This window comes from Lentzea rhizosphaerae (assembly GCF_042649515.1).
GTDB lineage: Bacteria > Actinomycetota > Actinomycetes > Mycobacteriales > Pseudonocardiaceae > Lentzea > Lentzea aerocolonigenes.
Genome location: NZ_JBHRZI010000057.1, coordinates 67,620 through 87,519, shown reverse-complemented (window position 1 = coordinate 87,519; position 19,900 = coordinate 67,620). Strand labels below are relative to the sequence as shown.

Below are 19,900 nucleotides of genomic sequence, written 5' to 3'. Positions count from 1 at the left end.
GGGTCCAGGGACCACGAGTTCTGCCCGCCATTTGGAGGTTCGCCGATGACGGAGACCACGAACATCGCACTACCGGCGATGCGCGTGTCCTACGAGCAGGGCTCGCTGAGCGAGTCGGAGCTTGCCGCCACCTGGCACGAACAGCTCCAGCTGTGGCTGGACCAGGCGAGCGGTGCCGGGTTGCCGGAGCCCAACGCGATGGTGCTCGCGACGACTGACGTCAAGGGGCGGCCTTCGTCTCGGACGGTGCTCGCGAAGGGGCTTGATGCTCGGGGGTTGGTGTTCTTCACCAACTACACCTCCAACAAGTCTCACGATCTGATGGCTACTCGGTACGCCTCTGCGACCTTCCCCTGGTTTGCGATGCAGCGTCAGGCGCATGTGCGGGGCGTGGTGGAGAAGGTTGGGCCGGTGGAGACCGCTGAGTACTGGAACTCTCGGCCGCGGGGGTCTCAGATCGGGGCCTGGGCTTCGCCTCAGAGTCGCGTGGTGTCTGGGCGGTCCACATTGGATTCGGCACTGCACAAGATTGAGCGGCAGTTTGCTGAGACTGAGCGGATTCCTGTGCCGCCGCATTGGGGTGGGTGGCGGATTCGGCCTGAGGAGGTCGAGTTCTGGCAGGGGCGGCGGGATCGGATGCATGATCGGCTGCGGTTCCGGTTGGGGCGGGACGGGTGGTCGTTGGAGCGGGTTGCTCCGTAGCCCCGGTGGGGGTTGAGGCTTTTGCGGATGGGGCGCTTCCTGTGGGCGGGAGGCGCCCCTTTTGCATGTGCGCTTCGGGTCCGTAGGTGGTCTTGTTGCGTTGGCGGTGGGGCCGCTCGAGCAGGCGGGTTTGCTCGGCTTCGCCATCGGTCGGCTCGGGCCGTTGGCCCTCGATCAGGCGCTTCGCGCGTGGTGGCCAACCCGCCTGGGGGGTTGTGCGTCCTCAGGCTGCGCAGAGTGTCCGGATTTGGGGCGGGCATACTGGGTTTTCGGCAACGGCTAGCTACGAGGTGCGATTCACGTGTGCGGAGTGCTCGGACTCATCTGTTCTACCGAGGCCGCTGCGGTCTCTGCTCGAGGGTCTGTGGCTGCGGCGTTGCGTTGCCAGCGGCATCGGGGGCCCGACGAGCAGGACACGTGGGCCGATGCTGAGGTTGTCTACGGGTTCAACCGGCTCGGGTTCATCGACTTGGAGCACTCCCACCAGCCGTTGGTGTGGGGGCCGCCGGAGAACCCCACTCGGTACACGTTGAACTTCAACGGGGAGATCTACAACTACAAGGAGCTTCGGGCTGAGCTGGCCATGAAGTTCGGGGCCCAGTTCAAGACCGAGGGCGATGGTGAGTCGATCGTCGCCGGGTACCACTTCCTCGGGGGCGACTGGGTCAAGCGGTTGCGGGGGATGTTCGCGTTCATGATCTGGGACGCGCAGGAACGCGTGGTGTTCGGGGCGCGGGATCCGTTTGGGATCAAGCCGTTGTTCTACGCGTCTGGGCCCGGTGGGGTGGCGTTCTCCTCGGAGAAGAAGAGTTTGTTGCAGCTGACTGGTGTGCTCGGGATCAGTCAGGAGTTGGACGAGAAGGCGTTGCAGCACTACCTGGTGTTGCAGTACGTGCCGGAGCCCGAGTCGTTGCACAAGGCGATTCGGCGGGTGGAGTCCGGGACGTCGTTCAAGGTCACGCCTGGTGGGCCGGTGTTGTTCAACCGGTACTTCAAGCCCGTGTTCTCTCCTCGGCCGGTCAACGGGGAGCACGAGGCCGAGGCGTTGTACGAGCGGATTGCCGAGGTCATGCGGGACTCGGTGGCCAAGCACATGATCTCGGACCCGGACGTCACGGTCGGGGCGTTCTTGTCGGGCGGGATCGACTCCACGGCCACGGCGACCCTGGCCAAGTTGCACAACCCGAACCTCATCGCGTTCACCAGCGGGTTTGATCGGCAGGGGTACTCGGAGGTCGATGTTGCCGCTGAGACCGCGGCGGCCATCGGGGTGCGGCACGTGGTTCGGACCGTGTCGGCCGAGGAGATGATGGAAGAGCTGCCGCTCATCCTCTGGTACCTCGATGATCCGGTGGCGGATCCGGCGTTGGTGCCGTTGTACTTCGTCGCGAAAGAGGCGCGGAAGTACGTGAAGGCCGTGCTTTCCGGTGAGGGGGCGGACGAGCTCTTCGGTGGGTACGTGATCTACCACGAGCCGTTGTCGTTGGCGCCCTTCGAGAAGGTGCCGGGTGGTGTGCGCAAGCTGATGGGTGCGGTGTCGAAGTCCATTCCGGAGGGTGTGCGCGGCAAGGACTTGTTGCGGCGCGGGTCGCTCCGGCTGGAGGAGCGGTACTACGGGAACGCGCGCAACTTCAGTGACGCTCAGGTGCGGGCGGTGTTTCCCGGGTACCAGGAGGGCGTTGGGTTCCAGGACGTCACCGCGCCCTGGTACCGGGAGTCGGAGGACTGGGACCCGGTCGCTCGCATGCAGCACATCGATCTCTTCACGTGGCTGCGCGGGGACATCCTGGTCAAGGCCGACAAGGTGACGATGGCCAACTCGATCGAGCTGCGGGTGCCGTTCCTCGACCCCGAGGTCTTCAAGATCGCCGCTGAGGTGCCGCTCGAGCAGAAGCTGACGGAAGGTACGACCAAGTACGCGCTGCGCAGGGCGTTGGCGAAGATCATTCCGGCGCACGTGCTGAACCGGCCCAAGCTCGGGTTCCCGGTGCCGATCCGGCACTGGTTGCGGGCTGAGATGTACGACTGGGCGCGGGGGATCATCGCGGACTCGCAGACCGGGCACCTGCTGGACAAGAACGCCGTGTACGCGCTGTTGGAGGAGCACAGGTCGGAGCAGTTCGACCGGAGCCGGCAGCTGTGGTCGGTGCTCTGCTTCATGATCTGGCACGGGATCTTCGTCGAGGGGCGGATCAGCCCGAAGGTGCCCGAGCCGGTCTACCCGGTGCGCCTCTGACTCAGTGGTCTTGGCGACAGGTCCACGTAAAAGACTTGTTAGTTGTCATAGGCTAACGATGTGGCCACTGTGGGGAGAAGCGCGCGCTCGACGTTCGTGATCGACACTCGACCGTTGAGGATCGTCGCTTATCGCCGGTTGTGGCTCTCCACGATCGTCACGGCGGTGGGCTCCCAGCTCACCGCCGTTGCCGTGCCCAAGCAGGTCTACGACCTCACCGGGTCGTCGGCGTGGGTCGGCATCGCCGCTGGTGTCGCGCTGGTTCCGCTGCTGGTCTTCGGGCTGTGGGGCGGTGCGATCGCGGACACCGTCGACCGGCGCAAGCTGCTGCTCGTCACGAACACCGGTATCGCTGTGTCGTCGGTGCTGTTGTGGGTGCAGGCGGCGATGAACGTCGGCTCGGTGTGGCTGGTGATCGCGCTGCTCGGGTTGCAGCAGGTGTTCTTCGCGGCCAACGCGCCTGCGCGGTCCGCGTCGATCGCTCGGCTGGTGCCCGCCGAGCTGTTGCCGTCGGCCGGTGCGCTGGGGTCGACTGTCATGCAGTTCGGTGCGGTGCTCGGGCCGTTGCTCGCGGGTGCGCTGATGCCGATCATCGGGCTGTCGACGCTGTACCTGGTGGACGCGATCGCGCTGGTCGTGACGGTCTACGCGGTGTGGAAGCTGCCCGCGATGCCTCCGCTGGACGGCGTGGTGCGGCGTGCGGGGCTGCGGGACGTGCTCGACGGGTTCGTGTACCTGTGGGCGCAGAAGGTGCTGCTCGCGAGCATGCTGCTGGACATCATCGCGATGGTGTTCGGCATGCCGCGGGCACTGTTCCCGGAGATGGCCCAGCACACATTCGGTGACCCGGCGGGCGGTGGGTTCGCGCTGGGCGTGCTGTTCGCGGCGATTCCCGTCGGTGCGGTGCTCTGCGGGCTCACGTCCGGGTGGATCTCGAACGTGCAGCGGCACGGTGTCGCGGTGGCGCTGGCCGTGGTGGGCTGGGGTCTCGCGATCATGGGCTTCGGTCTGGCCGGGTCGTTGTGGGTGGCGGCGGCCTTCCTGGCGCTGGCGGGTGCGGCGGACATGGTGTCGATGGCGTTCCGCGGCGCGATCCTGCAGTCGGCCGCGACAGACGAGATGCGCGGACGGATGCAGGGCGTCTTCATCGTCGTCGTGGCGGGTGGGCCGCGCATCGCGGACCTGTTGCACGGCACGGGTGGTGCGGCGTTCGGTACGGCCGCGGCGGTGACCGCGGGTGGGGTGCTGGTGATCGTCGCGACCGTCGTCGCCGTGGTGCTGCTGCCGGCGATCTGGCGCTACCGGGTCGTCAGTTCCGCGAGCTGATCTCGTTCGCGGGCGGCTCGGCGATCTTCACGTCGGTGCCCCAGTCGGAGAAGCGGGCGTCGTCGACGATCAGCGCGTTCTGGAACTGCGTGGAGAACTTGATCCGGACCGGCAGGCCGCTGCCGTTCAGCTCCAGCTCGCCCGCCGAGCCCGAGACGCCCTGGTCGAGGGCCAGCTTGACCTCGTTGCGCAGGTTCTCGTCGGTGAGGTTGTCGTAGGCCAACTCGTAGTCGACGGCGATCGAGTAACGCGTCTTGTCGCCGGTCTGCGCGGTCAGCTTGAGCTCGCCACCCGCCTGGATCACCGGCAGGTGGTAGGTGGTGAACACGGCCTGCTGGTAGATCACGTCGTGGAAGCCGAGCATCGTGTTGGTGAAGTCGTCGGTGTCCTTGCGGTCCAGCTTCACCCACGGCTTGTCCGCGGGCAGCCCGAACACCGGCGGCACCTTCACGAACGCGGTGTCCTTTGTGGTCGAGATGAACCGGAGTTCCTCTTCCGCGCCACCGGTCTGGACAGGACGCTTGGTGGTGGCGTCGACGCTCGGCACGTCACCGAGACGGACCGCGCCGTTCGCCGGGGCCGTGACACCACCGGTGGTGGGCGGCGCGATGGTGAAGCGGTAGGTCTTCTTCTCGTTGACCGCCTTGGACACCGCGGCGACGAGGCTCTTCACGTCGGAGTGCGGAGCCGGCTGAGCGGGCGGCGGTTCGGACGTGCAGGCAGCCAGCGCGATCGCTGCGACGAGCAGAGTTGCCGTGCGTTTCATTGTTACACCATATGGGTGAGGAAATCGTCCGTTCACGTTGGTACCCAGGCAAAACGGGCACAATCTCAGGGCATGGCTGAAGCGACTCCACAAACGGAGCAACCGGAACTGAAACGGGCGATCGGCCCGAAGCTCCTGTTGTTCTTCGTCGTCGGCGACATCCTCGGCACCGGTATCTACGCGCTCACGGGCAACGTGGCGGGCAAGATCGGCGGCGCGCTCTGGCTGCCCTTCCTGCTCGCGTTCGTGGTGGCGTTCCTGACCGCGTTCAGCTACCTCGAACTGGTCGGGAAGTACCCCAAAGCGGCAGGCGCCGCGCTCTACACGAACAGAGCGTTCAAGATCCATTTCTTGACGTTCATGGTCGCCTTCGCGGTCATGTGCTCCGGCATCACCTCCGCGTCGTCGGCGGCACTCGCGTTCGGCCGCACCTACCTGCGGCAGCTGCTGGTGGAGTTCTTCGACGTCACCCTCCGGCCGGAGTCGCTGGTGATCACCGGCATCGCGATCGTCTTCATCGCGGCGCTGGCGATCATCAACTTCCGCGGCGTGTCCGAGTCGGTCAAGGCCAACGTGGTGCTGACCTGCATCGAGCTGTCCGGCCTGGTCATCATCATCGCGATCGGCGCGTACGCGATCGCGGTCGGCGACGGCGAGCCCTCGCGGTTGACCGAGATCCACGTGCCCTCGGGCTCCAGCGTCCTGCTCGCGGTCACCTCGGCGACGGCGCTCGCGTTCTTCGCGATGGTCGGGTTCGAGGACTCGGTCAACATGGCGGAGGAGTGCCGCGACCCGGTCCGGATCTTCCCGCGCGCGATGCTGGTCGGCATGGCCATCGCGGCGGCGATCTACGTGATGGTCGGTATCACGTCGTCGCTGCTCATCCCGTCCGACGAGCTCGCGAAGGCGGGCAGCAGCGCGTTGCTGAAGGTCGTCACCGTCGGCGCGCCGGGCTTCCCGCTGTGGATCTTCGCCCTGATCGGTCTGCTGGCCGTCATCAACTCGGCATTGATCAACATGCTGATGGCCAGCCGGCTGCTCTACGGCATGGCGAACGAGCGGATCATCCCGAGGTTCTTCGGCACGGTGCACCCGTTCCGTCGCACGCCGTGGATCTCGATCGTCTTCACGACCGGCGTCGCGGTGATCCTCGTGTCCACCGCGGACATCGGCAAGCTCGGCGGCACGACGTCGTTGCTCCTGCTGATCGTCTTCACCATCGTCAACGTCGCGTGCCTCGTGCTGCGCAGGGAAAAGGCGGAGCACAAGCACTTCCGCGCCCCGACGTGGGCACCGGTGCTCGGCGCGATCACCTGCGCGTACCTCGCGATGCCGGTGCTGTCCGGCCGTCCGTGGGACGACTACAAGATCGCAGGCTGGCTGCTGCTCGCCGGTCTGGTGCTCTGGGTGATCAACCGCGTGGCACACGGCAAGGTGGAGAGCCACCCGGAGCGGCTCGGCAAGTAGCTCAGTCCAGCAGGTGCCTCAGGAACCGGTCGGGCTCACTCAGGAAGTTCCGGGTGAGCGTGACCGGTTCCGCTGCATCGTAAGGAACTTCGTCGATCGCGCCGTCGGTGATCTCCAGGATCTGCGCGCCCGGCGCGGCGAGCAGGATCGGCGAGTGCGTGGCGATGATGAACTGCGAGCCTTCTGCCACCAGTTCGTGCATGCGCCGCAGGACGGTGAGACATCCCTTGACGGACAGCGCGGCCTCCGGCTCGTCCAGCACGTAGAGGCCGCGGCCGCCGAACCGGTGCGTCATCAGGTCCATGAAGCTCTCGCCGTGCGACCGCTCGTGCAACGACTTCCCGCCGTACGACGCGTGGATCCCGTCGCCGATCCGGTCGATCTCGGTGGCGACGTTGTAGAACGACTCGGCTCTGAGGAAGTAGCCGGTGCGAGGCTTCCTCGTGCCCCAGCTCAGCGTGAGGTACTCGCCCAGCGACGACTCGGTCGCCTTGGTGGCGAAGCGGAACGACTGCGAGCCGCCCTCCGCGTTGAACCCGGCCGCGACCGCGATCGCTTCTACGAGCGTCGACTTGCCGGCGCCGTTGTCGCCGACGAGGAACGTGATCGGCTTGCGCAGCTCGATCGGGTTCTTGATCAGGTTCTGGACGACCGGCAGCGTGAACGGGTAGCGGTGCGTGTCGTGGTGTTCGTCGAGCCGGATCCGGTGGATGAACGTCACGCCAGCCTGGCCAGCTCGACCGGGTCGTGGGCGCAGAACACCTCGACCTCGCCCCGGGCCTTGAGCTCCTTCAGCCGTTCCACGTTGGACAGACGCTGCTCGCGGATCGTCTCGGTCTGCTTGGCGGTGAGCTTGAGCGCGAAGATGTTGCTGGGCGGCGTCTCGATCTCGCCGCGGTAGAAGTACGCGTCGCCGGCGTGCAGCAGCCAGCCGTCGTCTCCCTTGACCGCGATGCCCGTGTGGCCGCGGGTGTGCCCGATGAGCGGCACCAGGAGGATGTCCTCGCCGAGCCCGGCGATGTTGCTGACCGCCTCGAACCCGAACCAGTCCTCGCCCGCGGCCTCGTGCGTCTGGAACGTGACCCCGTCCCGCTGCGCTTTCGGGTACCGCGCCCGCTCCTTGACGTTGCGCGGGTTGGTCGCGCTCTCCAGCTCGGTGTCCAGCACGTGCACGGTGGCGTTCGGGAAGTCCCGCAGCCCGCCCGCGTGGTCGAGGTCGAGGTGGGTGAGCAGGATGTGCCGGACGTCCTCGGCAGTGTGTCCGCGCCTCTCGACCTGGGAGATCGCGGTCTCGTTGATGTCGAGCAGCGGCTTGAGCAGCGCGCGGCTGAGCCCGTCGATCGTGCCCTTCGGGTTGGTCACCTCGTTCGTGCCGAAGCCGGTGTCGACCAGGACCAGGCCCTGGTCGGTCTCGATCAGCAGGCAGTGGGCCACGATCCCGCCCGCCACCAGCGGCGGCCGCATCGTGGCGCAGTTGAGGTGATGAACCTTCATGGAGTCGTCCTTCCGTTGGCCCCGTAGGCTTCAGCCTCATGTTGGGGATCTCGTACGAGGGTGCCACCGCTGTGATCACGACTGTAGGTGCGGGCCTGCGGTCTTTCGAGGTGGACGGCGTTCCGTATGTGGAGACGTTCGGGGCCGATGAGAAGCCGCCGATGAGCGCTGGGGCTGTGTTGGTGCCTTGGCCCAATCGGACTGCTGGGGCGTCCTGGGTGCTTGACGGGGTGGTTCAGGAGCTGGAGGTCACTGAGCCGGCTCGGGGGAATGCCATTCACGGGCTGGTTCGGCGGCGTCCGTGGTCGGTTCTGGAGCACACCGGGTCGTTGGTTTCGTTGCAGACTTTGATTGAGCCTCAGGCTGGGTGGCCTGCGGCTTTGCGGGTCACTGTTTCCTATGCGTTGGATGATCGTGGGTTGACCGTGACGCATGGGGTCAAGAATGTTGGGGACGTTGCTACGCCGTTTGGGGTGGGGACACATCCTTATCCTCGGGCTGGTCATGCTCCGACTGATTCTTGTCGGTTGACGTTGGCGGCTTCTACTGTGTTGCCGTTGGATGTTGAGCGGATGGTGCCGTCTGGAGTGGCTGTTCCTGTGGACGGGACTGAGTTCGACTTCCGGAAGGGGCGGTCGCTCGAGGGTGTCCGGTTGGACACGCCGTTCGGGGGGTGTGAGCCTGCTGGGGATGGGTTGATCCATCACTCGCTGGTGGCTGACGACTTCGGGGTTGAGGTTTGGGCTGACCCGGCGTTTTCTTGGGTTCAGGTTTATACGCCGGATTCCTATCCTGGGCGGGGGCGGGCTGTGGCTGTTGAGCCTATGACCTGTCCTCCGGATGCTTTGAATTCTGGGGTGGATTTGATTTGGGTTTCGCCTGGGGAGTCTTGGGGGGCTCGGTGGGGGATTCGGCCGGTTTCTGGCGCTTCGGGGTTGTAGGTCGTCTGTTGCGTTGGCGGCTGCGCGTTGCGTAGGGCGTGCGGTTCGGGTGGCTTGGCTTCGCCATCGCGTGCCTCGCCTGCGGCATCGGCTGAGCGTGGCGGATCGCGCCTCTGGCCGTTAGCGTTGCTAACCATGAACATCGCGATTACCGGGGGCTATGTCGTGCCCGTCGTTGGCGAACCTGTCGAGGGCGGCACCGTCCTGATTCAGGACGGGAAGATCGTCGCGGTTGGGGCTGACGTCGACATCCCCGACGGGGTTGAGGTTGTTGATGCTGACGGGGCGTGGGTCCTGCCCGGCTTTGTCGAGGCTCATGGGCACATCGGTGTGCATGAGGAGGCCGAAGGGTGGGCCGGCCAGGACACCAACGAGATGACTGATCCCGTTGGGGCGCGGATGCGGGCGCTTGACGCGATCAATCCGGCTGATCTCGGGTTTGCCGACGCGCTCAGTGGTGGGGTCACCACTGCGGTGATCAAGCCCGGGTCTGGTAACCCCATTGGTGGGCAGACCGTGGCCGTGAAGTGTTGGGGGCGCACGGTTGACGAGATGTTGCTCAAGGAGCCGGTCAGCGTCAAGAGTGCCCTTGGTGAGAACCCGAAGCGGGTGTACGGGGACAAGGGGAAGTTGCCGTCCACTCGGCAAGGGGTTGCTGCGGTCATCCGGGACGAGCTGACCAAGGCACAGGATTATCTGGCCAAGAAGGCCGAGGCTGAGGCTGACGGGAAGGCCTTTGATCGCAACAACACGTTGGAGATCTTGGGCAAGGTCGTCAGTGGGGAGTTGCCCTGGTGTCAGCACGCTCATCGGGCCGATGACATCGCTACGGCCATTCGGTTGTCTGAGGAGTTCGGGTACAAGCTGATCCTCAACCACGGGACCGAGGGGCATCTGATTGCGGATGTCATTGCGGAGAAGGGGATTCCGGTCATCATCGGGCCGCTGTTCACTTCTCGGTCCAAAGTGGAGCTTCGGAACCGGGGGTTGCGGAACCCCGGGATTCTGGCGCGTGCGGGGGTGGAGTTGGCGATCACCACTGACCACCCGGTGGTGCCGATTCACTTCCTTGTGCACCAGGCGACGCTGGCGGTCAAGGAGGGGTTGGACAGCGATGTTGCGTTGAAGTCGATCACGGTCAACCCGGCTCGGATCATGGGGCTGGATGATCGGGTTGGGGCGTTGAAGCCCGGGTTGGACGGAGATGTTGTGATCTGGTCCGGGGATCCGTTGGACGTGATGAGCCGGGCCCTGCACGTTTATGTGCAGGGGCGGGAGGTTTACACGTTCGACGAGCGCACTGGGGAAGGGGTCGTGGTCGACCCCTTCTACCGCGAGAGCGTTTAGGTCTTGTGCGAAGTCGGTTGAAGCCACTTGGATCCCGATGACGTGGACGGTGACTTCAACCGGCTTTTGTGCGGGTTCTAGCTGGTTGTGGAGACCTGCTGCTCAATGGCTTCGAAGATGTCGCAGTCGGTTTGTTGTTGCCACTCGGGCAGCTTGTCCCAGTCGGCGACGTAGCCGGGCTTGGGATCGGCGATGTGCCGGTAGATCTGCACGATCCAGCAGACCGCGACGAACTGACCCTTCTGTGCGCGGGTCAGCTTGGTTGCGTCGTCACCGGCCTTGATGAACGCCACAACCTGGTCGTAGACGGCGGTCGCGCTGGACTTCTCCCAATCCGGCGTCGTGTCCCACGGCGTGATGTAGCTGTCCTTCGGTGTGCCGGGGAAGTACTTGTTGACGCCTGCGATCCAGGCTTCGCGGAACACGCGGCCGCGGTCGTCCTGCACGTGGTTCTCCTGTCCTATCGAGCGGCGGGAAGCGCCGTCAGTGCGGTGATCTCCCTGTTGAGCAACTGCACCCTCTTGTCGCCGAGCAGTGGTCCGAGATGGCGCTGAAGGCCGGTGAGCTTGCGCCGGACGACCTCGGAACCGGTCGCGTGTGCCTCGGCGAGAACGGTGCTGGCGTGGGCGACCACGCGGTCTGGATCGTGGCGCTGGGCACCGATGCTGGCGAGATCTGTGAGCACGCCTGCCCGGCGTCGTGTGGTGAGTTTCTGTTTCAGCGCGTCGCTGAGCGCCGCCTCGGCGAGGTCATGTCTTCCAAGGGCGGCGTAACAGGTGCCGCGCTCCTCTGCGAGTCTTGTGCCGTCGAAGCGGAGCCACCCGCCGTTGTGGACGGTGCCGGTCAGAGTCCGAACGGCTTCGGCGGCATCGAGTGCGCGCTGGCAGGCGTTGATGTGGCCAAGGCCCGCGAATGCTTCGGCTTGGACAACTGAGACCCAGTGCCGGGTCGACAAGCCGGGGTTGCCCCGGCGGGCGAGTTCGGCGGCCAGGTCGAGCATCGGTGCTGCGTGGTCGAAACGGCGTTCGTAGACCGAGAGGTAGGCATGCCTCGTCATGGCGCATGCCCACAGGTCGAAGTTCTCGGCGGTTTCGCTGGCAAGGGCTGCGAGGCTGTAACTGTCCGCGGCTCGTGTGTAGTCGTTGCCGTCGAAGTGGATTTCGCCTTTGAGTTGGTACAGGTCGCCGGCGGCGGCACAGATCTGCTGCTTGACTGCCAAGCTGTGAGTGCCCTGAAGTTCGGTGGTCAGCACGCCTAGCTGGGTGTGCACCAGAGGCAGCACCTCGGCTTTTGACGAGGCCAGTGCGTAAACCCGCCAGAGGTGGCTGTTGAGCTGGGCGTAGTCCGTGTCGTCGCCGTCGGCGGCAATGTCGTCGGGAGATCGCAGCGCCAGCATGGTGCCGACCGTGCTGAACACGCGAAGCGCTTCACGACGGTGCATGTCGTCAATCTCCGGAAGGTCAGGGTCGTGGCCAGCGCTGAATGCCGCCTTCCAGTCTGCCCTGCAGCCGCGGGAACGTGTACCGCCAGCGGTCTCCTCCAGGAGATCATCAAGTCTCGCTCTGGTGAGCTGCAACGCCTTGGCCAGTCGGTTCCGCCTCCACGGCTGTGGAACGCGTTCACCGGCTTCCCACCGTTGCACCGTCCGACAGTCGACGCCCGCTTCTTCAGCCAGACCTTCCTGCGTGTAGCCGAGGTCGAGACGGCGTCGTGCAAGGGGATGCTGCTCTTCCGCTGCCATTGAGCCTCCCGTGCCGCCGATCCGAATTACCCCGGTCGTGTTTCCGCTGGTCAGGCCGTCTGATGTCGTCCTGTGCCGCCATCCTGTCGTGCAGCGGTCGTGGTCAGCGAATCCTGTTACCGGTTGTGTGCACTCAGTGACGTGATGCGCGTCTCAAGATAGCTCAGGGGTGGCGATGACCAGCACGTGTGAATCGATCGCCGTACTGCCCGTTCGTCACGCCTGGTGAGCCGCACGCATGCGGCGGTTTCGAGAAATCGCACTGCACAAGGAGAAGTAGCCATGACCACTGCACTGACCCTGCGCGATCCGCGGACCTGTGTGTCGGCAGCGGTGTGGGACCGCGAGGTCCGGCTGATCATGCGCGACCACGACCTGGACCGCGACCTGGCCGAGCGCACCTTCGGTCAGACTGTCGCCTACCTGGTGGTCGCGGGTGAGAACCCGGACGTTCCGATGGGGCCCACGCCTGCCGTCGACAAGGGCGTCCACAGCTTCACGCTCGACACGCCCAACTACTTCGCCTTCTGCGAAGAGAACGCCGGCCGCTACATCCACCACATCCCGCACCTGCCGGAAGATGGCGAGGAAGGCGTGCTCGTACTCAACAGCACGATTCATGCCATCCGCGCGGCCGGGTTCCCGCTGGACGCCGAACTCTGGAACGCCAAGGCCGCAGACTGCAACCAATGCTACGCAGGCTGCCACGACAGCCCCGGCGGAAAGTAGCGCCGTTGCCCCGACGATCGCTGATACGGTCCCTCGTCCCATGCCCTGCCGGGTGCTGGGCCGAGGGACTCTCCGAGGAAGGACTACTGGTGAGCAGCCCCCGAGCAGACATCTGGGAGCGGTACGCCGCCAAGTACCAGCCGCGTCGAGCGTTCAACGCTGCAGGAGCGTCGACCTGGCTGAACTGGACTCAGTATCCCGACCACGGACCGGACGAGGCCGTGCTCGGAGATGTCAGGGGCAAGCGCGTGGTGGAACTCGGTTCCGGCGCCGGGGCCAATCTCGCGCACCTGGCGACCAGGGGTGCCATCTGCACGGGCATCGACATAGCTCCGAGCCGCGCCAAGACCGCGCGCCAAGCCTGGGGGCACCTGGGCGACATCGAGTTCGTCACCGCTGACGCCGTCGACTACCTCACCACCACGAGTACGACTTTCGACGTCGTGTACTCGATCTTCGGCGCGGTCTGGTTCACCGATCCGGAGATTCTCTTTCCCTTGGTGCGAAAGAGAATGGCTGATGGTGGAGTCTTCGCGTTCTCCCACCCGCCGGCTGCCCCGCAGGAAGACCGGCCTGACCAGGTCGTCCGGCAGTGGCATCTTCCCGTGAGTCGGTGGGCCGACCTTCTCTCCGCCGCGGGCTTCGGCTCGGTTGCGGCCGAGATCATCGACGCACCCGTGTTCGGCAAGCCGTCCACCGTCCTGGTGCGGGCGTCCTCGACCTGACCAGAAGACCGTCGCTAGCGGAGGCCTCGGCCGATCACCAGGCGCTGGATCTGGTTGGTGCCTTCGAAGATCTGGAGGACCTTGGCCTCGCGCATGTAGCGCTCCACCGGGAAGTCACGCGTGTAGCCCGCGCCGCCGAGAACCTGCACGGCGTCGGTCGTCACCTTCATCGCCGCGTCGGTGGCGACGAGCTTGGCGATCGACGCCTGCTGGCGGAACGGGAGGCCCCTGTCGCGACGGCGGGCGGCTGAAATGTACGTCGCGCGGGCCGATTCGACGGCGGCCGCCATGTCGGCCAGGAGGAATTCCAGGCCCTGGAACTCGATGATCGGGCGGCCGAACTGGGTTCGGGTCTTGGCGTAGGCCACTGCCTCGTCGAGGGCCGCTTGGGCCAGGCCCACTGCGCAGGCGGCGATGCCCAGGCGGCCCGAGTCCAAAGCGGACAGTGCGATTTTGAGGCCGTCGCCCTCGTTGCCGATCAGGCGGTCGGTGCCGAAGCGGACGTCGTCGAACTGGAGTTGCGCGGTGATGGAGCCGGTGAGGCCCATCTTGCGTTCCGGGGTGGCGGCGGTCAGGCCGTCGGCTTCGCCGGGGGACAGGAAGCAGGAGATGCCTCGGCCCGCGTCTGGGGACGTGCGGGCCATGAGGGTGTAGAAGTCGGCGGCGCCGGCGTGGGTGATCCACGCCTTGGTGCCGTTCACGACGTACTCGTCGCCCTGGCGGACGGCTCGGGTCGACATGGCGGCCGGGTCGGAGCCCGCCTGGACCTCGGACAGGGCGTAGCCGCCGAGGAGCTCGCCTTCGAGCATCTCGGGGAGCCAGCGGTCCTGCTGTTCGCGGGTGCCGAAGGTGGCGAGGCCGTAGCAGGACATCACGTGGACGGAGAGGCCCACGGCCACCGTCATCCACGCCGAGGCGACCTCTTCGAGCGCCTGCAGGTACACCTCGTAGGGCTGCTCGCCGCCGCCGAACTCCTCGGGGTACGGGAGGCCGAGCAGGCCCGACCTGCCCAGCAGGCGGAACGCGTCGCGGGGGAACTTCTCGTTCTCCTCGGCGTCCGCGGCGTGAGGCTTCAGTTCGTCCCGCGCGATCTCCTTGACCAGCGCGATCAGGTCCTCGGCCTCTTGGGTGGGGAGCAGCCGCTCGGCGGGCATCGTCGACCTCCGGTGAGTACTGTTAGCAGTACTGTAGGACGTACGCCAGTACAGTTGCCAGTCAATGTGGCAGGGTCGTCACCTATGACGCGGGCTCTCACGCAGCGGCAGGCCGAGCTGCTCACCCGGTTGGAAGCTCTCTTCCTCACCGAGGGCTTCGGTCATCTCACGCTGGATGACATCGCGGGCAGGCTGCACTGCTCGAAGTCGACGCTGTACGCGCTCGCCGGCAGCAAGGAGCAGCTCGCCGTGCGGGTGGTCGGGCGGTACTTCAAGGGTGCCGCCGAACGCATCGAGAAGCGCATCGCGGGCCTCAACGACGTGCGCAAACGCATCGGCAGCTACCTCGCGGGGGCTGCGGAGGAGCTCAACAAGGCGTCGGCCGCGTTCATCGCGGACGTGTCGGATTTCCCGCCCACGCGCGCCACCTACGAGCGCAACGCCCGTGCCGCCGCCGAGCGCATCAAGGCGTTCATCCAGGACGGGGTCGAGCTGCACGTCTTCCGCGAGGTGCACGCGACGTTGTTCGCGGAGATGGCCGGACTGCTCATCGAGAGCATCCAGACCGGGGTCCTCACGAAACGGGCAGGTGTTTCGGACGCCGAGGCGTTCACCGCACTGGGGGAACTGTTGTTGGATGGTCTGCAGAGGACCGGAGCCCACCAGAGGGAGTAGAACGCAGTGATCGTGGTTGCTGGTGAGGCACTGGTCGACATGGTGCCGGTCGGTGAGGACGAGCTCGCGCCGCTCGCGCCGAAGCTGGGTGGCGGGCCGTACAACGTCGCGGTCGCGCTCGGGCGGCTGGACGTGCCGACGAGCTTCCTGTCGCGGGTGTCGACCGACCACTTCGGTGAGCAGCTCATCAAGAGGCTGCACGCGTCGAAGGTGAGCACGGAGCTGGTCCAGCGCGGACGTGAGAACACGACGCTGGCCGTCGTCGGGCTCGCGGAGGACGGGTCCGCGCGCTACGCGTTCTACGTCGACGGCACCGCCGACCGGCTCGTCGAGGACCCCGGCCCGTTGCCGGAGGACGCTCGGGCCGTGTCGTTCGGCACGCTGTCGTTGGTGCTGGAGCCCGGCGCCTCGGTCTACGAGACGGTGCTGCGGCGCGAGAGCAAGCGCTTGCTCACCGCGCTCGACCCCAACATCCGGGCAGGGCTCATCGACGATCCGGGCGCCTACCGCGCGCGGTTCCGGTCGTGGCTGCCGGACGTCGGCCTGCTGAAGGTCTCGGTCGAGGACGCGCAGTGGCTCGCCGAGGACGGTGACCCTTCCTGGGACGTGATCGAGATCGCAAGGACGTGGATTTCACAGGGACCGGCCGCCGTCGTGCTGACGAAAGGTGGCGACGGTCTCTCGGTGATCACCGCCACGGGACAGGTCGACGTGCCACCCGTGAAGGTGGACGTGGTCGACACGATCGGGGCCGGGGACACCGTGCAAGGTGCCCTGCTCGCGTGGCTGCACGACCACGACGCGCTGAGCGTGGAGAAGGTGCGCGCGCTCTCACCCGAGGAATGGACCGCGGCATTGACCTTCGCCGGTGCTGCGGCCGCGATCACATGTTCGCGCGCAGGCGCCGAACCCCCTTTTGCGAGCGAACTCACCGCCGCGTTGGGTGGATAAAACGGAGGATCGGACTACCGTGGGGGAGCCGCGCTAGAAACCTGGCATTACGGATGTGATGCCGGTCCCATCTCACAGAATCGGTTCACACCGCTGCTGCGAGGCGGGCCTTCCGCCGACTAGCGTGAGTGAACTTGAAGACTCAGATCCCAACGGGGTGGTCCGAGACGTCGGCAGGCCGTGCGACCTGCCGCCACCCCGTCCGAGCGTTGAGAGGGACTTGAATGCCCGACGCGACGACTGCGCCGAACGACCCACAGACCGTCGCGCTGCGCCACGGGGGCGGAGAGCTCGAGATGAAGGTGGTGCCGGCGACCGAAGGCGCGTCCGGCATCGAACTCGGCAAACTGCTGTCGACGACCGGTCTGGTAACCCTGGACACCGGTTTCGTCAACACGGCCTCCTGCTCCTCCGAGATCACCTACATCGACGGTGACGCGGGCATTCTGCGTTACCGCGGGTACCCGATCGAGCAGTTGGCCCAGCGTTCGAACTTCATCGAGGTCAGCTACCTGCTCATCTACGGCGAGCTGCCCACCCAGGCCCAGCTTGACGACTTCTCGCAGAAGATCAGCAGGCACACCCTGCTGCACGAGGACCTCAAGCGCTTCTTCGACGGCTTCCCGCGTGACGCGCACCCGATGCCGGTGCTGTCCTCCGCGGTGTCGGCCCTGTCGACCTTCTACCAGGACTCGCTGTCGCCGTTCGACGCGAACCAGGTCGAGATCTCCACGATCCGCCTGCTCGCGAAGCTGCCGACGATCGCGGCCTACGCGTACAAGAAGTCGATCGGCCAGCCGTTCCTCTACCCGGACAACTCGCTTGGCCTGGTGGAGAACTTCCTGCGCATGACCTTCGGCTTCCCGGCCGAGGCCTACGACCTCGACCCGGACCTGGTCCGCGCGCTCGACCTGCTGTTCATCCTGCACGCCGACCACGAGCAGAACTGCTCCACGTCGACCGTGCGCCTGGTCGGCTCGTCCGAGGCGAACCTCTTCGCGTCCATCTCCGCGGGCATCAACGCCCTGTTCGGCCCGCTGCACGGCGGCGCGAACAGCGCGGTGCTGGAGATGCTCGAGAAGATCAAGGCTGACGGCGGCGACGTGAAGTCGTTCGTCAACAAGGTCAAGAACAAGGAGGACGGCGTCCGCCTGATGGGCTTCGGCCACCGGGTCTACAAGAACTACGACCCGCGTGCCGCGATCATCAAGAAGACGGCCGACGAGATCCTCGGCAAGCTCGGCGCCGACGACCAGCTGCTCGACATCGCGAAGCAGCTGGAAGAGGCCGCGCTGAGCGACGAGTACTTCATCTCCCGCAAGCTCTACCCGAACGTGGACTTCTACACGGGTCTGATCTACCGGGCGATGGGCTTCCCGACCAAGTTCTTCACCGTGCTGTTCGCGCTCGGCCGGCTCCCCGGCTGGATCGCGCACTGGCGCGAGATGATCAACGACCCGGCCACCAAGATCGGCCGCCCGCGGCAGATCTACACCGGCCCGACCGAGCGCGACTTCATCGCGATGGAGAACCGCTGATCACGGGCTAGTTCTTCTGGCAAGCTGAAGGCGCGTCGCCACGGGCGGCGCGCCTTTCGCGTGTTCTGGGGGTGGTGCGTGACGGACGTGCGGGCCGAGGTCGCTCGGCTGTACGAGCAGCACAGGAAGCTGCGGTACCCGAACGGCCAGCGCGGCGTGGAGGTCGCGGGCGTGGAACTGATCCTCGTCGACGCGTATGCCGCCGGTTGTGCTTCCAGCTGGCTGGAGAACGACCACGAACTCGACGAGCACGTCCTGTGGCTGGCGCCGTTCTGCCTCGACGAGCTGCGCAAAGTGGTACCGGTGTTCGCCGATCCGCGGTCGGAGCACTACCGGCCCTACGCGGCGCACTACTACGGCCGGCTCCTGCGAATGGTCCGGCTGATCACTCTCGAACTCGTGGCCGAGGTCGCCTGAGCGCTCGTTGTGCAGACTCGTCTCGGTCGTTTTAGCGTCGAACGGTGAGTTCCCCGTCGCTCGTCTGGTTCCGCCGCGATTTGCGGACGTCCGATCATCCTGCGATTCTTGCTGCCGCGGAAAGGTCACCTCGCGCACTCGCGTTGTTCGTTCTCGACGACAGGTTGCTGAAACCGTCGGGACAGCCCCGAATCGATTTCCTGCACCGGTGTTTGCACGCGTTGAACGAGGAACTCGGCGGACGGCTGATGATCGTGCAAGGCGACCCGGTGAAGACCGTTCCGCGCATCGCGAAGGAAATCGGAGCGGGCAGCGTCCACATCACCGCCGACTGCGCGCCGTACGGGCGCCGCAGGGACGAAGCCGTCGAGGAAGCGCTGGGGGACGTCGAACTCGTCCGCTCCGGCTCGCCCTACGCCGTCACGCCCGGCAGAGTGCGCAAGCAGGACGGAACGCCGTTCAAGGTCTTCACCCCGTTCCGCAACGCCTGGCTGGACCACGGCTGGCGCAAGCCAGCCGACACCGACGCGTCCACTGTGGACTGGATCAAACCGAAGTACAGCACCAAAATTCCGGCCGTCCAAGAACCACTCCCGGATGCCCGAGCGTTGTGGGAGAAGTTCCGCGACGAACGGCTGGCCGACTACGACAAGACCCGCGACCGGCCCGACCTCGACGCCACCAGCAGGCTGTCGGCGTTCCTGCGGTTCGGCGTGCTGCACCCCCGCACGCTCCTGCAGGACTGTGACGGAACGTTCCGCAGCGAGCTCGCCTGGCGCGAGTTCTACGCCGACGTGCTGTGGCACCGGCCGGAGACGGCGCGCGAGAACTACGACCGCAAGTTCGACAGGATGCAGCACGACACCGACGAGGAGTTGTTCGAGGCCTGGAAGCAGGGCCGCACCGGCTACCCGATCGTCGACGCCGGCATGCGGCAGCTGCTGCGGGAAGGCTTCATGCACAACCGGGTCCGCATGATCGTGGCGAGCTTCCTCGTGAAGGACCTGCACCTGCCGTGGTGGTGGGGTGCGCGGCACTTCATGGAGCACCTGATCGACGGCGACCTCGCGTCGAACCAGCACAACTGGCAGTGGGTCGCGGGTTGCGGCACGGACGCCGCGCCCTTCTTCCGCGTGTTCAACCCGGTGACGCAGGCCAAGAAGTTCGATCCGGACGGCGCGTACGTGCGGAAGTACGCGCCGGACTCCGCGGAGCTGGAACCGGTCGTGGACCACGCGGTCGAACGCCAGGTCGCGCTCGACCGCTACCAGGCCATCAAGTGAGGGTCACGCGGGCGTGCTGGACGTAGGTCGCCGCCGCCCGGTACTCCATCGCGTTGTTGTTCGCGTCGACCCATTCCTGGAACTCGGCGTGGGTGTTGAACAGTTGCTGGAGCGAGTCGAGCCCGTCGACCACCGCGTCGACGGCGGCCTGGTCGCTGGCCGCGACCAGGAGCGACTGCGGGCGCGGGCCGGGCCGGGAGCCGAAGAAGGCGTGGTCGAAGGCGACCTTGCGGCAGGCGGCGACGAACGCGTCGAGTGCCGCGTCCACCGCCGGCCGGGTCTCGGTCTCGACCGACTCGCGCAGCGCCGTCAGCTGGTCGAGCATCCGCATCGCCTTGTCGCACAACTCGTCCGAGTACGCGTCGACACGCCGCCGCAGCAGCTCCCTGGCCTGGTCCGCGTCCACGC

At 66.1% G+C, this 19,900-nt stretch carries 20 protein-coding genes; 13 read left to right on the top strand and 7 right to left on the bottom strand.

From position 1 onward, the window contains the following. The first annotated feature begins 45 nt into the window (after positions 1-45). The 3 genes from pdxH (at position 46) to ACFOWZ_RS44915 (ending at position 4,264) form a co-directional block, all read left to right on the top strand. Complete coding sequence (gene pdxH, locus ACFOWZ_RS44925; RefSeq protein ID WP_030467741.1) at positions 46-702, top strand: pyridoxamine 5'-phosphate oxidase; 657 nt, start codon at positions 46-48, stop codon at positions 700-702. Positions 703-1,003: 301 nt separating this feature from the next. Beyond that, complete coding sequence (gene asnB, locus ACFOWZ_RS44920) at positions 1,004-2,938, top strand: asparagine synthase (glutamine-hydrolyzing) (RefSeq protein ID WP_382380348.1); 1,935 nt, start codon at positions 1,004-1,006, stop codon at positions 2,936-2,938. A gap of 114 nt (positions 2,939-3,052) precedes the next feature. Further along, a complete protein-coding gene (locus ACFOWZ_RS44915) occupies positions 3,053-4,264 on the top strand; it encodes an MFS transporter (protein ID WP_382380346.1) in 1,212 nt (403 codons plus the stop codon). On the opposite strand, the gene ACFOWZ_RS44910 is transcribed toward ACFOWZ_RS44915, so the two are convergent. Next, on the bottom strand, positions 4,248-5,030 hold the full coding sequence (locus tag ACFOWZ_RS44910; protein ID WP_382380344.1) for a hypothetical protein: 783 nt from the start codon (positions 5,028-5,030) through the stop codon (positions 4,248-4,250). The two genes, ACFOWZ_RS44915 and ACFOWZ_RS44910, sit on opposite strands and share 17 nt — an antisense overlap. Before the next feature lie 72 nt (positions 5,031-5,102). On the opposite strand from ACFOWZ_RS44910, the gene ACFOWZ_RS44905 reads away from it, so the two are divergent. Continuing rightward, entirely contained in the window at positions 5,103-6,497 is a 1,395-nt protein-coding gene (locus tag ACFOWZ_RS44905) for an APC family permease (RefSeq protein WP_382380342.1), read from the top strand. Between the two features lies 1 nt (position 6,498). Here the strand turns inward: ACFOWZ_RS44905 and ACFOWZ_RS44900 are convergent, their stop codons facing one another. Both ACFOWZ_RS44900 and ACFOWZ_RS44895 read right to left on the bottom strand, forming a co-directional pair. Beyond that, positions 6,499-7,218, bottom strand: a complete 720-nt coding sequence (locus ACFOWZ_RS44900) for an AAA family ATPase (protein ID WP_382380340.1) — start codon at positions 7,216-7,218, stop codon at positions 6,499-6,501. Further along, complete coding sequence (locus ACFOWZ_RS44895) at positions 7,215-7,991, bottom strand: MBL fold metallo-hydrolase (RefSeq protein ID WP_382380338.1); 777 nt, start codon at positions 7,989-7,991, stop codon at positions 7,215-7,217. The genes ACFOWZ_RS44900 and ACFOWZ_RS44895 overlap by 4 nt, the downstream gene beginning before the upstream one ends. 38 nt (positions 7,992-8,029) lie before the next feature. Between ACFOWZ_RS44895 and ACFOWZ_RS44890 the strand changes: the two genes are divergently transcribed. Together ACFOWZ_RS44890 and ACFOWZ_RS44885 are read left to right on the top strand one after the other, a co-directional pair. Beyond that, complete coding sequence (locus ACFOWZ_RS44890) at positions 8,030-8,932, top strand: aldose 1-epimerase family protein (protein ID WP_382380336.1); 903 nt, start codon at positions 8,030-8,032, stop codon at positions 8,930-8,932. Between the two features lie 135 nt (positions 8,933-9,067). Further along, on the top strand, positions 9,068-10,279 hold the full coding sequence (locus ACFOWZ_RS44885) for an amidohydrolase (protein ID WP_382380334.1): 1,212 nt from the start codon (positions 9,068-9,070) through the stop codon (positions 10,277-10,279). 77 nt (positions 10,280-10,356) lie between these two features. Here the strand turns inward: ACFOWZ_RS44885 and ACFOWZ_RS44880 are convergent, their stop codons facing one another. After that, a complete protein-coding gene (locus ACFOWZ_RS44880; RefSeq protein ID WP_382380333.1) occupies positions 10,357-10,725 on the bottom strand; it encodes a hypothetical protein in 369 nt (122 codons plus the stop codon). Between the two features lie 14 nt (positions 10,726-10,739). Next, positions 10,740-12,020 (bottom strand): helix-turn-helix transcriptional regulator, encoded by a 1,281-nt coding sequence (locus ACFOWZ_RS44875; RefSeq protein WP_382380331.1) that lies wholly within the window; start codon positions 12,018-12,020, stop codon positions 10,740-10,742. 282 nt (positions 12,021-12,302) lie between these two features. On the opposite strand from ACFOWZ_RS44875, the gene ACFOWZ_RS44870 reads away from it, so the two are divergent. Beyond that, a complete protein-coding gene (locus ACFOWZ_RS44870; protein ID WP_382380329.1) occupies positions 12,303-12,749 on the top strand; it encodes a glycine-rich domain-containing protein in 447 nt (148 codons plus the stop codon). Positions 12,750-12,838: 89 nt separating this feature from the next. Beyond that, positions 12,839-13,474, top strand: coding sequence for a class I SAM-dependent methyltransferase (locus ACFOWZ_RS44865; RefSeq protein WP_382380327.1), 636 nt, complete (start codon positions 12,839-12,841; stop codon positions 13,472-13,474). 14 nt (positions 13,475-13,488) lie between these two features. Here ACFOWZ_RS44865 and ACFOWZ_RS44860 read toward each other — a convergent pair whose 3' ends face one another. Then, positions 13,489-14,628: an acyl-CoA dehydrogenase family protein gene (locus tag ACFOWZ_RS44860; RefSeq protein WP_382380325.1), complete on the bottom strand. Its 1,140-nt coding sequence runs from the start codon at positions 14,626-14,628 to the stop codon at positions 13,489-13,491. A gap of 84 nt (positions 14,629-14,712) precedes the next feature. On the opposite strand from ACFOWZ_RS44860, the gene ACFOWZ_RS44855 reads away from it, so the two are divergent. The 5 genes from ACFOWZ_RS44855 (at position 14,713) to ACFOWZ_RS44835 (ending at position 19,492) form a co-directional block, all read left to right on the top strand. Further along, entirely contained in the window at positions 14,713-15,303 is a 591-nt protein-coding gene (locus tag ACFOWZ_RS44855; RefSeq protein ID WP_030467732.1) for a TetR/AcrR family transcriptional regulator, read from the top strand. Positions 15,304-15,309: 6 nt separating this feature from the next. Next, the gene (locus ACFOWZ_RS44850) at positions 15,310-16,254 is read left to right on the top strand and encodes a carbohydrate kinase family protein (RefSeq protein WP_382380323.1); all 945 of its coding nucleotides are present in this window, start codon (positions 15,310-15,312) and stop codon (positions 16,252-16,254) included. A gap of 224 nt (positions 16,255-16,478) precedes the next feature. Then, positions 16,479-17,792: a citrate synthase gene (locus tag ACFOWZ_RS44845; RefSeq protein ID WP_051783382.1), complete on the top strand. Its 1,314-nt coding sequence runs from the start codon at positions 16,479-16,481 to the stop codon at positions 17,790-17,792. 78 nt (positions 17,793-17,870) lie between these two features. Then, entirely contained in the window at positions 17,871-18,209 is a 339-nt protein-coding gene (locus ACFOWZ_RS44840; protein WP_382380321.1) for a hypothetical protein, read from the top strand. A 44-nt stretch (positions 18,210-18,253) separates the two neighbouring features. Then, entirely contained in the window at positions 18,254-19,492 is a 1,239-nt protein-coding gene (locus ACFOWZ_RS44835; RefSeq protein WP_382380319.1) for a cryptochrome/photolyase family protein, read from the top strand. On the opposite strand, the gene ACFOWZ_RS44830 is transcribed toward ACFOWZ_RS44835, so the two are convergent. Further along, on the bottom strand, positions 19,485-19,898 hold the full coding sequence (locus tag ACFOWZ_RS44830) for a hypothetical protein (RefSeq protein WP_382380317.1): 414 nt from the start codon (positions 19,896-19,898) through the stop codon (positions 19,485-19,487). The genes ACFOWZ_RS44835 and ACFOWZ_RS44830 overlap by 8 nt on opposite strands. Between the last annotated feature and the right edge of the window lie 2 nt (positions 19,899-19,900).

Excerpts from the sequence above, each read along its gene's own strand:
- pdxH (WP_030467741.1), top strand. The coding sequence starts at position 46 with ATGACGGAGACCACGAACATCGCACTACCGGCGATGCGCGTGTCCTAC.
- ACFOWZ_RS44910 (WP_382380344.1), bottom strand. The coding sequence starts at position 5,030 with ATGAAACGCACGGCAACTCTGCTCGTCGCAGCGATCGCGCTGGCTGCC.
- ACFOWZ_RS44905 (WP_382380342.1), top strand. The coding sequence starts at position 5,103 with ATGGCTGAAGCGACTCCACAAACGGAGCAACCGGAACTGAAACGGGCG.
- ACFOWZ_RS44895 (WP_382380338.1), bottom strand. The coding sequence starts at position 7,991 with ATGAAGGTTCATCACCTCAACTGCGCCACGATGCGGCCGCCGCTGGTG.
- ACFOWZ_RS44890 (WP_382380336.1), top strand. The coding sequence starts at position 8,030 with ATGTTGGGGATCTCGTACGAGGGTGCCACCGCTGTGATCACGACTGTA.
- ACFOWZ_RS44885 (WP_382380334.1), top strand. The coding sequence starts at position 9,068 with ATGAACATCGCGATTACCGGGGGCTATGTCGTGCCCGTCGTTGGCGAA.
- ACFOWZ_RS44875 (WP_382380331.1), bottom strand. The coding sequence starts at position 12,020 with ATGGCAGCGGAAGAGCAGCATCCCCTTGCACGACGCCGTCTCGACCTC.
- ACFOWZ_RS44870 (WP_382380329.1), top strand. The coding sequence starts at position 12,303 with ATGACCACTGCACTGACCCTGCGCGATCCGCGGACCTGTGTGTCGGCA.
- ACFOWZ_RS44860 (WP_382380325.1), bottom strand. The coding sequence starts at position 14,628 with ATGCCCGCCGAGCGGCTGCTCCCCACCCAAGAGGCCGAGGACCTGATC.
- ACFOWZ_RS44855 (WP_030467732.1), top strand. The coding sequence starts at position 14,713 with ATGACGCGGGCTCTCACGCAGCGGCAGGCCGAGCTGCTCACCCGGTTG.
- ACFOWZ_RS44845 (WP_051783382.1), top strand. The coding sequence starts at position 16,479 with ATGCCCGACGCGACGACTGCGCCGAACGACCCACAGACCGTCGCGCTG.